At 71.0% G+C, this 13,888-nt stretch carries 12 protein-coding genes; 8 read left to right on the top strand and 4 right to left on the bottom strand.

Annotated features, from left to right (window positions below; genetic code table 11):
• Positions 1–101 precede the first annotated feature (101 nt).
• Positions 102–410, bottom strand: a complete 309-nt coding sequence (locus ABIC30_RS05500) for a hypothetical protein (RefSeq protein ID WP_020091797.1) — start codon at positions 408–410, stop codon at positions 102–104.
• A 240-nt stretch (positions 411–650) separates the two neighbouring features.
• Here ABIC30_RS05500 and ABIC30_RS05495 point away from each other — a divergent pair, with 240 nt between their 5' ends.
• Entirely contained in the window at positions 651–1,286 is a 636-nt protein-coding gene (locus ABIC30_RS05495; protein ID WP_026604736.1) for a glutathione S-transferase N-terminal domain-containing protein, read from the top strand.
• Positions 1,287–1,292: 6 nt separating this feature from the next.
• On the opposite strand, the gene ABIC30_RS05490 is transcribed toward ABIC30_RS05495, so the two are convergent.
• Positions 1,293–1,757, bottom strand: a complete 465-nt coding sequence (locus tag ABIC30_RS05490) for a DUF2147 domain-containing protein (protein WP_020091800.1) — start codon at positions 1,755–1,757, stop codon at positions 1,293–1,295.
• A 268-nt stretch (positions 1,758–2,025) separates the two neighbouring features.
• On the opposite strand from ABIC30_RS05490, the gene ndk reads away from it, so the two are divergent.
• Both ndk and ABIC30_RS05480 read left to right on the top strand, forming a co-directional pair.
• Entirely contained in the window at positions 2,026–2,448 is a 423-nt protein-coding gene (gene ndk, locus ABIC30_RS05485; protein ID WP_012317495.1) for a nucleoside-diphosphate kinase, read from the top strand.
• A gap of 173 nt (positions 2,449–2,621) precedes the next feature.
• The gene (locus ABIC30_RS05480; protein WP_020091801.1) at positions 2,622–2,987 is read left to right on the top strand and encodes a hypothetical protein; all 366 of its coding nucleotides are present in this window, start codon (positions 2,622–2,624) and stop codon (positions 2,985–2,987) included.
• 141 nt (positions 2,988–3,128) lie between these two features.
• Here the strand turns inward: ABIC30_RS05480 and purN are convergent, their stop codons facing one another.
• Together purN and purM are read right to left on the bottom strand one after the other, a co-directional pair.
• On the bottom strand, positions 3,129–3,779 hold the full coding sequence (purN, locus tag ABIC30_RS05475; RefSeq protein ID WP_020091802.1) for a phosphoribosylglycinamide formyltransferase: 651 nt from the start codon (positions 3,777–3,779) through the stop codon (positions 3,129–3,131).
• The gene (gene purM, locus ABIC30_RS05470) at positions 3,779–4,858 is read right to left on the bottom strand and encodes a phosphoribosylformylglycinamidine cyclo-ligase (RefSeq protein ID WP_020091803.1); all 1,080 of its coding nucleotides are present in this window, start codon (positions 4,856–4,858) and stop codon (positions 3,779–3,781) included. The genes purN and purM overlap by 1 nt, the downstream gene beginning before the upstream one ends.
• A gap of 143 nt (positions 4,859–5,001) precedes the next feature.
• On the opposite strand from purM, the gene ABIC30_RS05465 reads away from it, so the two are divergent.
• The 5 genes from ABIC30_RS05465 to ABIC30_RS05445 all read left to right on the top strand — a co-directional run bounded on the left by ABIC30_RS05465 (position 5,002) and on the right by ABIC30_RS05445 (position 13,882).
• Positions 5,002–6,126 carry an AI-2E family transporter gene (locus ABIC30_RS05465; protein ID WP_026604737.1) on the top strand — a complete coding sequence of 375 codons (1,125 nt, stop codon included), beginning with the start codon at positions 5,002–5,004 and terminating at the stop codon, positions 6,124–6,126.
• Between the two features lie 13 nt (positions 6,127–6,139).
• Positions 6,140–6,850, top strand: coding sequence for a P-loop NTPase family protein (locus tag ABIC30_RS05460; RefSeq protein ID WP_020091805.1), 711 nt, complete (start codon positions 6,140–6,142; stop codon positions 6,848–6,850).
• A 98-nt stretch (positions 6,851–6,948) separates the two neighbouring features.
• Positions 6,949–9,336, top strand: coding sequence for an RNA degradosome polyphosphate kinase (locus tag ABIC30_RS05455; RefSeq protein WP_020091806.1), 2,388 nt, complete (start codon positions 6,949–6,951; stop codon positions 9,334–9,336).
• 81 nt (positions 9,337–9,417) lie between these two features.
• Entirely contained in the window at positions 9,418–10,971 is a 1,554-nt protein-coding gene (ppx, locus tag ABIC30_RS05450) for an exopolyphosphatase (RefSeq protein WP_331326445.1), read from the top strand.
• Between the two features lie 451 nt (positions 10,972–11,422).
• Positions 11,423–13,882: a methyl-accepting chemotaxis protein gene (locus ABIC30_RS05445; RefSeq protein ID WP_502915815.1), complete on the top strand. Its 2,460-nt coding sequence runs from the start codon at positions 11,423–11,425 to the stop codon at positions 13,880–13,882.
• Positions 13,883–13,888: the final 6 nt, after the last annotated feature.

Here is a 13,888-nt window from a genome sequence, read left to right as displayed (position 1 = left end):
CACCGCCCGACCGGACGGAGAAGGGTCCGTCATCGCCTCGTGCCTCCTGCCAACCCGCCGCGGATGTTCGAACGAACGGAACGCCCCGCGGTTCTAGCCGATCAGGCCTTGTCGCCACCTTTCAGGCGCTTGTTGCACTTGCTCCAGTACTGCGGCCATTTCGGTCCCTGCGCCGCCTTCTGCGCGTCGGTCAGGGCGCGCCACTCGGTGCCGCAGGTCTTCTGGCGATCGCGGGCGGCGGACTGGCCCGCGCTCGGCGCCCTGGCGGCCGGCGCCTCGGCGGCGGGCGGCGCCTTCGTGGGTGCTTCCTTAGCGGGTGATTCCTTGGCAGGTGGCTCCTTGGCGAGAGCCGGGCAGGCGGCGAGCAGCGGCGCGGACAGGACCGCGATCCTGACGAGACGATCGATCATCGGATGTTCCCCCTCGGGCGCCGTTCCGGCGCCCGAGCCGCAATCTCGCCGCTCTCCTGCGGCGCCGGCAAGCCCGGCCGCGCCGCCGCCGCCAGCCCCGGCGCAGCTTCGCCGTGCGACCGCGTCTACGGGCGCGGTGCCCTTGAGCGCGGCCGGGAAATCGTCTTCACTGCCGGGGCAATTCGGAAACGGCGGAGGACCACCGCGCCGCCGACGATCGGGTCCAGGAGCAGGCAGAGCATGGCAGCGGTGTCCGGGCGGCCGATCGACGTCCACACATGGAGTACGCCGAACGGCTGGAAGATCCCGATCATGCTGGAGGAGTGCGGGCTCCCCTATCGCATCGTTCCCGTGGACATCGCGAAGAACGAGCAGTTCGCGCCCGACTTCCTGGCGATCTCGCCCAACAACAAGATCCCGGCCATCGTCGATCCGGACGGTCCGGGCGGACTGCCGATCTCGGTCTTCGAATCAGGCGCGATCCTGCAGTATCTCGGCCGGAAGACCGGGCAGTTCTACCCGACCGACGAGCGCGCCCGCGTGGCGGTCGACGAATGGCTGTTCTGGCAGGTGGCGGGCTTCGGGCCGATGCTCGGGCAGACGCACCACTTCAAGATCTATGCGCCCGAGAAGCTGCCTTACGCGATCGACCGATTCACCGCCGAGGCCAAGCGCCTCTACGGCGTGCTGGAGCGGCGCCTCGAGGGGCGCGCCTTCCTGGCCGAGGACTACTCCGTCGCCGACATCGCGACGTTCACTTGGGCGAAGCTCAACTTCAAGCAGGGTGTCGACATCGACACCCTCCCGAACGTCGCCCGGTGGCTCGAGAGCATCCTGGCGAGGCCGGCAGTGCAGCGCGGCCTCGCGGCGATCTGACGAAGCTCAGTTCTTGTTGGCGGCCTGCTGGTTCACGTCCGGCACGCGCGTCCAGGTCTGCGACCCGCACAGGATCTTGAGCATGCAGCCCGACACGTTGAGCTCGGCCTCGCTCTCCCGCTCGAGGCTGACCGTGTAGATCTTGCCTTCCTCGATATTGTAGAGCTCGCCGGTGAACTTCGCGTCGTCCGGCTTCAGACCTTCGATCAGCTGGAGACCGATTACCGGACGGGCGCGCTTCTTCGGGTCGGGATTCTTGAGGTCGGTGCGCGGGGCGCCGTTGTCGAAGGTCGGCGTCTTGAGCCAGACGACCTTGCCGCAGACCAGCTTCTGGCCGGGGCCGCAGCGGTCGATCCGGATCTTGGCGCGGCCGTCGCCGGTGAGCCAGGTGCCGGACGGGTCCTTGCCCGTGTCGGCGGAGGCGGCGGTGAGGCCGGCGAGAAGCAGGCTGGCGCTGAGAGCGAGTCGCATGGTTCGTCTCCGGGATTGGGGCGCCGCGGGCGCCCGAGGGGTGGACGAAGTCGGTTGGTGCGCGACTGAGCCGCCGCAATCGGGCGATTTTTCGGCGGTGTTGCGGCAGAGCCACGGCCGCGCTTGCCCCGCCAGGGCGCGCCGGGCCGCTTGAGGCACCGGGGGGCGCCCGCTATAAGCCCGGCGCCGAAGCGAAATTCTCGCTGCCGCGGCGTGTCCGGATCGCCGGCGCGCCGCAGATCTTTTCCACAGACAGACCGGACGCACCATGGCCACCGAGCGCACCTTCTCGATCCTGAAGCCCGACGCGACGCGGCGGAACCTGACCGGCGCGGTCAACGCCGTCATCGAGGAGGCCGGCCTGCGCATCGTCGGCCAGCGCCGCATCCGCATGACCAAGGAGCAGGCCGAGAAGTTCTACGAGGTGCACAAGGAGCGCCCGTTCTTCGGCGAGCTCGTGACCTTCATGACCTCCGGCCCGGTGGTGGTTCAGGTCCTCGAGGGCGAGAACGCCGTCGCCAAGTACCGTGAGGTGATGGGTGCCACGAACCCGGCCCAGGCCGCCGAGGGCACGATCCGCAAGAAGTTCGCCGAGTCCGTCGGCGAGAACACCGTCCACGGCTCCGACAGCGCCGAGAACGCCAAGCTCGAGATCGCGCAGTTCTTCAAGGATTCCGACATCGCCGCCTGAGGCGAGGCGGCGCGCGGTGGCGGGTTGGGCACACCGACCCGCCATTCGCGCGCCCCGTACCCGGCGGCGCCGGGAATGCCGCCCTGTGTGACCGGGTCGTCCTTGACGGGACGGAGCCCGGGAGCGTCCAACGGCCGAGCTTAGCCAATCTCAGCCCCCGGACGACCCCGACCATGACGATGCGCCGCCTGCCCCTGCTGATCGCGACCGGCCTGTTCGCCCTCGGCGCGACCGCCGCCCTCGCGGGCGGATCCTCGGCCCCGTTCCAGCAGTACGAGCCGGACCCCGCTCTCAAGACCGCCAGCAAGACCAACCTCGAGGGCCGCGTGCGCCACGCCTGCACGGTGGTCCAGGCCCGCATGACCAGCGCCAGCGAGGCCTCCCTGGAGCGTCCCTGCGGCTGCTACGCGCGGCAGACGCTGCGCAGCCTCGACGCCTCCGAGATCGAGGCCTACCGGACCACCGGCTACTTCAACGACACCGCCCGCGCTAAGGCGCTCTCGGCCCTGGACAGCTGCAAGCTCCAGCGCCCGGTCTGAGCGCCCAGAGCTTCGAAGGCCTCCGGGTCCGCGCACCGTCTTCGTCGGCGGAGCAGCCCCGGGGGCGGAACATGGCGAGCGTGGCGCGGCCGGATCGCGGCGCCCCGCTCGCGCGGACGGAAACGCCCGTGCTACCGCCGCCTAGAGGCTGAACAGAGCGCCGTCCGGCGCCCTCTCGTCGATCACGACGCGATCGCCGTCCAGACGGGCGCGGCCGCCCGCCACCAGGGCGAGCACCGCGGGGTAGAGCCGCCGCTCCTGCACGATCACGCGGTCGGCGAGGCTGTCGGGATCGTCGTCCTGGCGGACCGGGACCGCAACCTGGGCGACGATCGGTCCGGCGTCGAGTTCCGGCACCACGAAGTGGACCGTGCAGCCGTGAAGGCGCACGCCCGCGTCCAGCGCCTGCCGGTGCGTGTGGGTGCCCTTGAACAGGGGCAGGAGCGACGGGTGGATGTTGAGCATCCGGCCGGCCCAGGACGCAACGAAGTCGGTCGTCAGGATCCGCATGAAGCCCGCGAGGCAGACGAGGTCGACCTCGGCCGCCCGCAGCGCCGCGTCGAGGGCGGCGTCGAAACCGGCCCGGTCGGCGAAGGCCCGGTGATCGATGGCCTGCGTCGGGATGCCGGCCTCGGCCGCTTGGGCGAGGCCGGCGGCCTCCGGGCGGTTCGACAGGACCAGCACGATCTCGGCCGGGAAGGCGGGATCCTTCGCGGCTTCCAGCAGCGCCAGCATGTTCGAGCCGCGCCCCGAGATGAGGATCGCGACGCGGGTCTTGCGGGCGGACGCCATCACAGGGCGAGGCGGCCGCTGAAGGTCACCGGCTCGGGGCCGCGCGCCGTGATCCGTCCGAGGCGGACCGGGGTCTCGCCGGCCCGGGTCAGGGCCTCGTCGACGTCGTCGACCGCGTCGGCGGCGGCGATCACCACCATGCCGATCCCGCAGTTGAAGGTCCGCAGCATCTCGGCCTCGGCGACGCCGCCCTCGCGGGCGAGCCAGCCGAAGACCGGCGGCGGGGTCACGGCATCGAGGTCGACGGCGATGCCGACTTCGTCCGGCAGGACCCGGGGGAGGTTGTCGGGGAAGCCGCCGCCCGTGATGTGGGCGAGCGCCCGGATCCCGTCGGTGGCGCCCAGCGCCGCGAGCAGCGGCTTCACGTAGATCCGGGTCGGCTCCAGCAGCGCCTCGCCGAGGCTGCGGCCCGGGGCGAACGGGGCCGGCGCGTCCCAGCCGAGACCCGTCTTCGCGACGATCCGGCGGACCAGCGAGAAGCCGTTGGAATGGACGCCGGAGGAGGGCAGGCCGAGCACGACGTCTCCGGGCCGGATGCCAAGCCGCGGCAGAAGCGCGCCGCGCTCGGCGGCGCCGACCGAGAAGCCCGCGAGGTCGTAGTCGGACCCGTCGTAGAGGCCCGGCATCTCGGCGGTCTCGCCGCCGATCAGCGCGCAGCCGGCCTGCCGGCAGCCCTCGGCGATGCCGCGCACGATGTCGGCGCCGACGCCGGGGACCAGCTTGCCGGTCGCGTAGTAGTCGAGGAAGAACAGCGGCTCGGCGCCCTGGACGATGATGTCGTTCACGCACATCGCCACGAGGTCGATGCCGATCGTGTCGTGGCGTCCGGTCTCGATGGCGATCTTGACCTTGGTGCCGACGCCGTCGTTGGCGGCGACCAGGATCGGGTCGCGGAAGCCCGCGGCCTTCAGGTCGAACAGGCCGCCGAACCCGCCGATCTCGGCGTCGGCGCCCGGGCGCCGGGTCGAGCGCACCAGCGGCTTGATCGTCTCGACCATGGCGTTGCCGGCATCGATATCGACGCCCGCCGCCGCGTAGGTCAGCCCCGTCTTCGGCTCGTTGCCGTCCTTGGCCGTCATGCCCGCGCCACCTCGCTGAATACTGGCCCCGCTCTAGCGGCTTCCCGCGCGCCGCGCGAGTCGTGCCGGCGGCGCCTTGATCGGCGCGCTCCGCATACCCACTCTGCCCGCTGGCGTGGTGTGCTGCTGGGGGGAGCGTCATCGTGCGCGCACGGGCTGTGATCGGGCTGGCCGCTGTCGTGGCCCTGGGATTGATCGTCTACCTCCTGCGGGAGGTGATGCTGCCGTTCGTGGCCGGCATCACGCTGGCCTACCTCCTCGACCCCCTGGCAGACCGGCTGGAGCGGCTCGGCCTCGGGCGTCTGGCGGCCAGCCTGCTGATCCTGGCGCTGTTCGTCGTCGTCCTCGTCGTGACGCTGCTGATCCTGATCCCGCTCACGGCCAACCAGGTCGTGGCGCTCGTCAACGCGCTGCCCGGAATGGTGTCGCGGCTCCAGGCGATCATCGCCGAGCGGTCCGGGACCCTGCTCGAGCGCGTCGGCGGCGCGAACGTCCTTAACGAGCTGCAATCCTCCGTGGGGACGCTCGCCACCCAGGCCGGCACGTGGCTCCTGGCCTTCCTGAAATCGCTCTGGTCGGGCAGCCAAGCGCTGATCTCGATCGCCTCCCTGCTGGTCGTGACGCCGGTCGTCGCCTTCTACATCCTCGTCGACTGGGACCGGATGGTCGCCGCCATCGACGGCTGGGTGCCGCCCCGGCATCGGGCGACGGTGCGCGAGCTGGCGCGTCAGATCGACGGGGCGGTCACCGGCTACGTCCGCGGCCAGACCCTGGTCTGCCTCATCCTGGGCAGCTTCTACGCCGTCGGCCTGTGGCTGGTCGGCCTCAACTTCGGCGTGCTGATCGGCCTGATCGCCGGGTTCCTGACCTTCATCCCCTACGTCGGCACGCTCACCGGCTTCATGCTCTCCGTGGGCGTCGCGCTCGTCCAGTTCTGGCCCTCCGGAGACTGGCTGCATCTCGGCCTGACCGTCGCCGTCTTCCTCGTCGGCCAGTTCCTGGAGGGCAACGTCATCTCGCCGAAGCTCGTCGGCGATTCCACGGGGCTGCACCCGGTCTGGCTAATGTTCGCCCTGCTCGCCTTCGGGACGCTGTTCGGCTTCGTCGGGCTGCTGCTCGCCGTCCCGATCGCGGCCTCGATCGGCGTGCTGGTCCGCTTCGCCCTGGCCCGCTACCTGGAGAGCCGCCTCTACCACGCCGGGCAGCCGATCCTGATCGAGCACGAGGGCAAGGACGCTTCGGCCTTGACCTCCGCGGGCGCGGGATGATCCTGAGCGGCCTATGCGCGAGAACGCCCCACCCCGGCAGCTGGCCTTCGACCTGCCGCTCGACCCCCGCTACGGGCGCGAGGATTTCCTCGTCGGACCGGCCAACGAGGCCGCCTACGCGCTGATCGAGGCGTGGCCGGACTGGCCCGACAGCGTCTTGGTCCTCACCGGCCCCTCCGGCAGCGGCAAGAGCCACCTCGCGGCGATCTGGGCCGAGCGGGCCCACGCCTGGACCCTCCCGGCCGCCGAGCTGGGTGCCGACGCGGTCCAGCACCTCGTCTCCAACGGGGCGCTGGTCGTGGAGGACATCGACCGGGCGGAGCGGCGCGACGAGGCGGCGCTGTTCCACCTGCTCAACCGCGCCCGCGAGCGAGGCTGCCCGGTTCTGCTGACCAGCGCCACGGGTATCGACGCCCTCGGCCTCACGACGCCTGATCTGCGCTCGCGGCTTCGCCTCGCGCCGCGCATCGCCATCGAGGCGCCGGACGACGCGCTCCTGCGTGCCGTCCTGGTCAAGCTGTTCGTGGACCGGCAGCTGGTGGTCGATCTCGGCGTCATCGAGGCGCTGGCCCTGCGGATCGACCGGTCGCTGGGCCGAGCCCGCGACGTCGTCGCCGAGCTCGACCGCGACGCCCTCGGGCGCGGCCGCCGCATCAGCCGGCCGCTCGCGCTGGCCGTCCTGCGCCGCATGGGGCTGGAGGACGAGCCGGACCCGAACGCCTGAAGGAGGAATACAGTGGCCGTCACGAAACTGTCGTGAAGGCCGCCGGTCTAGGGTGATACACGCTCCGCCGCCGCGAGGAGCAGAGACAGGGATCCGGGATGGAATCGACGCAGAAGCCCGTGGACCGCGACGCCGCCGATGAGGCGCCCGAGCCCCGTCGGCGCGCGACGGCCAATCCGGCGACGCGGCGGGCGGTCGCGCCCAAGCGCCTGCAGGCCGATCCGGTCGCGGAGGCGGCGGCTCCGGCGGAAGCCATTCCGGACGCCAACGACGAGTGGCCGGCCTCGGCGGCCGCGACTCCCGCGGAGCCGCCGGTCGGCGCGGCTCGCGAGCCGGTGGTGGAAGCCGGGCGAACCCTGCGCCACTCACCGGAGCGGTACGTGAATCGCGAGCTGTCCTGGCTGCAGTTCAACCGGCGGGTGCTGGAAGAGGCGTCGAACCCCAACCACCCGCTCCTGGAGCGCCTCCGCTTCCTGTCGATCTCGGCCAACAACCTCGACGAATTCTTCATGGTCCGCGTCGCCGGCCTCATCGATCAGGTCCGGGCGGGGATCACGGTCCCGTCGCAGGACGGCCTGTCGCCGTCCGAGCAACTCGTCCGGATCGGCACCGAGGTGTCGCGCCTCGCCGCCGACCAGCAGGCCCGCTGGCGGGAACTGCGCACAGAGCTGCACACGAGCGACATCGACATCGTCGAGCCCGCGGCCCTCACGGCCGAGCAGGCGGCGTGGCTGGAGGAGTACTTCCTCAACCACGTCTTCCCGGTCCTGACGCCGCTGGCGATCGATCCGGCCCACCCGTTCCCGTTCATCCCGAATCTCGGCACCACCATCGCGCTGATGCTGGTGCGGCCGAAGGACGGCCGGCTGCTGCGCGCGCTGATCCGGCTGCCTGGCGTCATCGACCGCTTCGTGCGCCTGCCGGTGAGCGACAGCGAGACTTCCGCCCGTCTGATCACCATCGAGCAGGTGATCGGGATGTTCACCGGGCGGCTCTTCCCGGGCTACCTCGTCAAGGGCAGCGGCGCGTTCCGCGTGGTCCGCGATTCCGACCTGGAGATCGAGGAGGAGGCGGAGGACCTCGTCCTGCATTTCGAGACGGCGCTGAAGCAGCGGCGGCGCGGCGTCGTGATCCGTCTCGAGGTCGAGGCGGGCATGTCGGAGGATCTGCGCAGCTTCGTCGCCGACGAGCTGGAGATCGCCGCGGACGCGATCTTCCTCGTGGAGGGCATGCTGGCCCTGAACGAGCTGTCCCAGGTCGTTGGGATCGACCGTCCCGACCTGAAGTTCAAGCCCTACAATCCCCGCTTCCCGGAGCGCATCCGCGAGAGCGGCGGCGACGTCTTCGCGGCGATCCGGCAGAAGGACTTCATCGTCCACCACCCGTACGAGTCCTTCGATTCGGTGGTGCAGTTCCTCGCGCAGGCCGCCCGTGACCCGAACGTGGTCGCGATCAAGCAGACGCTCTACCGGACCTCGTCCAACTCGCCGATCGTGGCGGCCCTCGCCGAGGCCGCGGAACTCGGCAAGTCCGTCACCGCCCTCGTGGAGCTGAAGGCGCGCTTCGACGAGGAGGCCAATATCCGCTGGGCGCGCAACCTCGAGAAGGCCGGCGCGCAGGTGGTGTTCGGCTTCGTCGAGCTGAAGACCCACGCCAAGCTGTCGCTGGTGGTCCGGCGGGAGGGCGACAAGCTCGTCACCTACTGTCACGTCGGCACCGGCAACTACCACCCGATCACCGCGCGCATCTACACGGACCTGTCGTTCTTCACGGCGGACCCCGCGATCGCGCGGGACGTGTCGCGGATCTTCAATTTCATCACCGGCTACGCCGAGCCGGCCGAGCTGGAGCGCATGGCGGTCTCGCCGCTGACCGCCAAGAACAAGCTCCTTGAGCACATCGAGGCCGAGGTCGCGCACGCTAAGGCCGGGCGCCCGGCCGCGATCTGGATCAAGTGCAACTCCCTGGTCGACAGCCAGATCATCGATGCGCTCTACGACGCCTCGGCGGCCGGGGTTCAGATCGACTGCGTGGTCCGCGGCATCTGCTGCCTGCGCCCGGGCATCCCCGGCCTGTCGGAGACGATCCGGGTGAAGTCGATCGTCGGTCGCTTCCTGGAGCACGGACGAATCTACGCCTTCGGCAACGGCGTCGGGCTGCCGCACCCCAAGGCGACGGTCTACATCTCCTCCGCCGACCTGATGAGCCGGAACCTCGACCGCCGCGTCGAGGCGCTGCTGCCGATCACCAACCCGACGGTGCATCAGCAGGTGCTCGACCAGATCATGCTGGCCAACCTTCTCGACAATCGTCAGAGCTGGCGGCTCCTGGCCTCGGGCGGCTGCGAGCGGATCCAGCCCGCCGAGGGAGAGGAGCCCTTCAACGCCCACAAGTATTTCATGACCAATCCCAGCCTCTCGGGGCGCGGCAAGGCCTCGAAGAAGTCGAGCCCGCGGGCGCTGAGCCGCCGCGCCCAACGCAGCTGAGTTTCGCTGCGCGGCGTCGCTGGGCTAAACCTCCCGCACGGCGCGCCGGCGGCGCGCCGGGCTGATGAAGGACTCGGACGTTTGGGCAGCCCTCTTGCCAACCTCACCCTCGCGCACGACGCGGAGGCGATCGACAACACCGCGCGCCATCCTGTGGCGATCATCGACATCGGCTCCAACTCGGTCCGCCTCGTCGCGTACGACGGACTGACCCGGGCGCCGACGCCGCTCTACAATGAGAAGGTGCTCTGCGGCCTGGGACGCAACGTCCTGACGACCGGCCGCCTGAACGAGGAGGCGGTGACGCGCGCACTCGCCGCCCTGGCGCGGTTCCGGGTGCTGTGCCAGACGATGCGCGTCAGGCAGGTGTACGTCCTCGCCACGGCGGCGGCGCGGGACGCCGAGAACGGTCCAGACTTTCTCCGCGCCGCCGAGGCGGCCTGTGGCCAGGAGATCCAGCTCCTCTCCGGGCGGCGCGAGGCCGAGCTGTCGGCCCTCGGCGTGGTCTCGGGATTCCACGCGCCGAACGGCGTCGTGGGCGACATGGGCGGCGGCTCGCTCGAGCTCGTGGACGTCCGCGGGGCGGTCGTCGGACAGGGGGTGACCATGCCCCTCGGCGGCCTCGCCCTGCAGGACCTGTCCGGCGGCTCGGTCAAGAAGGCCGCCAAGATCGTCCGCGAGTACATGCGCAAGGCCGCCCCGCAGCTCGAGACCCTGCGCGGGCGGACCTTCTACGCGGTCGGCGGCACGTGGCGGGCCATCGCGCGGCTCCATCAGGCGGCCCGCGGCTACCCCGTCCACGTGATGCACGGCTACACGGTGGAGCCCACCGACGAACTCAGCTTCCTGCAGGTCGTCGAGCAGACCGACGTGGCTCTGCTGCAGGACGTCGACGCGATCTCCGAGGCGCGGCGCCCGCTCCTCGCCTACGGCGCCGTCGTCCTCGAGGAGATCATCCGGGTCGGGCGCCCCCGCGAGGTGGCGATCTCGGCATCGGGCGTGCGCGAGGGCCTGCTGTTCGAGCAGCTCGACCGCGACACCCGTCTGATCGATCCGCTGCTGGCCTCGGCGTCGGAATTCAACGTTCTGCGCGCGCGCTCGCCCCGCCACGGCGAGGAGTTGATCACCTGGACGGACCGGTTCGTCGCGACGCTGGACGGCCACGAGACCACCGACGAGCGCCGTCTGCGGCACGCCGGCTGCCTGCTGTCCGACGTCGGCTGGCGGGCGCATCCGGATTACCGCGGTGAGCAGAGCATCGCGGTGATCCAGAATGCCGCGTTCGTCGGCGTGGATCATCCGGGCCGGGCCTATCTCGCCCTGGCGGTGTCCCTGAGGCACACCGGCCTGGCCCCCGAGAAGGCGAACCCGATGCTCCGGAGCGTGGCCGGTCCGCGCCTGTTCGAGCGCGCCCGCCTCCTGGGCGCCCTGCTCCGGATCGCCTTCCCGATCTCGGCCGGCATGGACGGCGCCCTCGGACGGGCGCCGCTCACCGTCGAGGAGGGCCGGGTGGTGCTGCGCCTGCCGCGGGACTGGGAGGCCCTGAACGGGGACCGCCTGCTGAACCGCGTCCGCGGCCTCGGGCGCATCATCGGCCTGGACGGGCGGGTCGAGCTCGCGGACGACGCGCCCTGATCCGCGCGGCGCGGGCGCCGAATCCGGGCAGGGCCTCGCTCGTCGCCGCGGTCCGGTCTCGCACGATGGCCCGGGCCCGTCGCGCGGGAGAGCTCACGCGGGCCGAGGCCGACGGCGGCCTCATGACCGTCGCACCGGCGCACGCCGCCGGAACGGTGAGTGTGCGCCTGCCGACCGAGATCGCCGCGGTAACGTCGGCTTAATTCACGAAGCCAACTTTTTTATTGGTTGATGTCGATTCTCCTCTGAATCCGGAATAGAGCGCGCCGCTCGCAAAATATGTCGGTGCGATAGACTGCCGAACACTGCCGAGCGGCAGCGTGAACGCGCGCGCCGTTCGCCCTATGATGCGAGCAACACGCAGATCCCACTCGCACATCGGAATGTTCACGCGATGAGATGGCTTGGCTACGTCTCGATTCGAGTCGTCATGTGCACGACGATACTCGCCATGGCGATGATGTTACTGGCCTACGCGGGGAATGCTCTGTTCGACGCGCGTCTTCAGGCGCGACAGGCCCGGGACGCGGTCACGCTGACCCGCGCGAGTCGCCAGTTGCTCGGGACGATCCTGCCGACACGCCTCGAGCGGGGGGCAGCGCTCGCCCTGGGCGGGGATGCCTCCGCCGACCCGGAGAGCCTGAAGGCCTACGCGACGAACCGGGACGCGATGGTCGCGGGCTTCGCGAGCGTTCAGGACCTGCTGCGGGACCGGGATCTGCCCTCCGTGACGGCGACGATGGCGAGGCTCAACGCGGCTCAGGACGCCGTGAACCTGCTCCGCCCCCGGATCGATGAAGCCCTGCGCGTACCGAAGCCGAAGCGGGACCCGGCGCTGCTGCCCGCCGTGCTGACGGCCTTTCAGGAACTTCTCGACGCGCTGACGGCGACCACGGACGCCGTGGATTCGGCTATTCCGCGCTCCGACGCCGTCCTGCAGCACTACCTCGTCCTCAAGCGGTCCGCCTGGGCGACCCGTGTCGCGATCGGGAACGTCGCCCTGCGCGTGCAGACCTCGCTGGCGGCGGGAACGTCGTGGTCGCTGCCCGAGACCGTGGCGGCGGCCGAGGAGCGGGTACGGGTCCAGTCGGCGTGGTCGAGCACCAGCGAGGCCGCCGCCCAGAGCTCGGACGCCGTGCGGTCCGCGTTCGAGAAGGCCAAGCGCAGCAATTTCGAGGGCGAGGCGGCGGAGGCGGCGCGCGCGATCTTCGACGCCCTGAGCCAGCATCGCGCGTCCCCCATCACGTTCCAAGACCTCCGTAAGCGAAACAGCGTCGAGCAGATGACGATCGTCGATCTCGCCAATGCCGCCCTCACCGAGATGGTGGCGCGGGCCGAGAGCCTCGCCGCGGAGGCGGACCGCGTTCTCCTGCACAGTGCCGCGGCGCTGCTGGCCGTCCTGCTGCTCGTCGGGCTGGGCCTCATGGCTCTGTTCGGGGGCGTGCTGCGCCCCCTCCGGATCATCGCCACCGCGATGCGCGCGCTGACGGGGGGCGACACCGCTGTCGCCGTCCCGGTGCAAGCGTACCGGAACGAGTTCGCGCCGATCATGGTGGCCGTGCAGGCCTTCCGGGACAATCTGATCCGCACGCGCGACCTCGAGGCCGGGGCCGAGCGGGCGCGGCTGGACGCCGACGACCAGCGCCGGGACAGCCTGCGCCAGATGGCGCAACGGTTCGAGGAGGCCGTCGGAGGCATGATCGGCTCGGTCGCGTCCTCGGCCAACGCCCTGCAGGTCACGGCGCAGACAATGACCGCGACGGCCACCCAGACGGCCGGGCAGTCGACGGCGGTCGCGGCCGCCGCCGAGCGGGCCTCGAGCAACGTCAACACCGTGGCGGCGGCCGCGGAGGAGCTCGGCACCTCCGTCCAGGAGATCGGGCGGCAGGCCGACGGATCGGCGGATCTCGCGCAGAGGGCCGCGGCCGAGGCCGACCGGACCGCCGCGCGCGTCCAGGACCTGAGCAGCGCCGTGGACCAGATCGGTGCCGTCGTGGGGCTGATCTCGTCGATCGCCGAGCAGACCAACCTGCTGGCGCTCAACGCCACCATCGAGGCGGCCCGCGCGGGCGCAGCCGGCCGCGGCTTCGCGGTGGTGGCTTCCGAGGTGAAGGCCCTCGCCGCGCAGACCGCCAAGGCCACCGACGAGATCTCCGGTCAGATCGCGCAGGTGCAGGCGTCCACCGGGCAGGCGGTGGAGGCCATCGCGGCGATCACCGCGCGGATCCGCGAGATCAACGGGGCGGCGACCACGATCGCGGCGGCCGTCGAGGAACAGGGTGCGGCGACCCAGGAGATCGTCCGCAACGTCGGGCAGGCGGCCACCGGCACAGGCGAGGTCACCACGACCATGACCGGCGTCGCGCAGGCGGCGGAGGGCACCGGCCTGGCCGCGAGCCAGGTTCTCGCGGCGGCCTCCGCCCTTTCGGACCAGTCGGACCGTCTGACCGCCGAGGTCGAACGGTTCCTGGCGAGCGTTCGCGTGTCCTACGCGGTCTCCGCCGCCCAGGTCGCGATCGTGCAGCGCAGCTTCGCGACGGTGCAGGCGCTCGGCGACACCGCGGCAGAGCTGTTCTACGGACGCCTGTTCGACATCGCGCCGCAGGTCCGGTCGCTCTTCCCGGACGACATGACCGCGCAGAAGCGCAAACTCGTCGCCATGCTGGCACTGGCGGTGGCCAACCTCGACAAGCCGGAGGCCCTCGTCGCCGCCGTGCGCGATCTCGGGGACCGGCACGTCGGCTACGGCGCGCTGCAGGCGCATTTCGAGGCGGTCGGGGCGGCACTGCTCTGGACCCTGGAGCAGGGACTCGGTCCGGACTTCACGCCGGAGGTGCGGGAAGCCTGGACCGAGACCTACCGGGTCATCGCCGGCCTCATGACGATGACCGGAGCCGCGAAGGCCGCGTGACCGGGT

It is taken from the genome of Methylobacterium sp. 1030 (assembly GCF_040544715.1).
Classification (GTDB): domain Bacteria; phylum Pseudomonadota; class Alphaproteobacteria; order Rhizobiales; family Beijerinckiaceae; genus Methylobacterium.
Note: the sequence above shows the minus strand (reverse complement) of the source record. Positions and strands in the feature narration are given on the sequence as shown.

Bases quoted from the DNA above. Each gene is read 5' to 3' on its own strand.
- ABIC30_RS05500 (WP_020091797.1), bottom strand. From the start codon at position 410: ATGATCGATCGTCTCGTCAGGATCGCGGTCCTGTCCGCGCCGCTGCTC.
- ABIC30_RS05495 (WP_026604736.1), top strand. From the start codon at position 651: ATGGCAGCGGTGTCCGGGCGGCCGATCGACGTCCACACATGGAGTACG.
- ABIC30_RS05490 (WP_020091800.1), bottom strand. From the start codon at position 1,757: ATGCGACTCGCTCTCAGCGCCAGCCTGCTTCTCGCCGGCCTCACCGCC.
- ndk (WP_012317495.1), top strand. From the start codon at position 2,026: ATGGCCACCGAGCGCACCTTCTCGATCCTGAAGCCCGACGCGACGCGG.
- ABIC30_RS05480 (WP_020091801.1), top strand. From the start codon at position 2,622: ATGACGATGCGCCGCCTGCCCCTGCTGATCGCGACCGGCCTGTTCGCC.
- purN (WP_020091802.1), bottom strand. From the start codon at position 3,779: ATGGCGTCCGCCCGCAAGACCCGCGTCGCGATCCTCATCTCGGGGCGC.
- purM (WP_020091803.1), bottom strand. From the start codon at position 4,858: ATGACGGCCAAGGACGGCAACGAGCCGAAGACGGGGCTGACCTACGCG.
- ABIC30_RS05460 (WP_020091805.1), top strand. From the start codon at position 6,140: ATGCGCGAGAACGCCCCACCCCGGCAGCTGGCCTTCGACCTGCCGCTC.
- ABIC30_RS05455 (WP_020091806.1), top strand. From the start codon at position 6,949: ATGGAATCGACGCAGAAGCCCGTGGACCGCGACGCCGCCGATGAGGCG.
- ABIC30_RS05445 (WP_502915815.1), top strand. From the start codon at position 11,423: ATGGCGATGATGTTACTGGCCTACGCGGGGAATGCTCTGTTCGACGCG.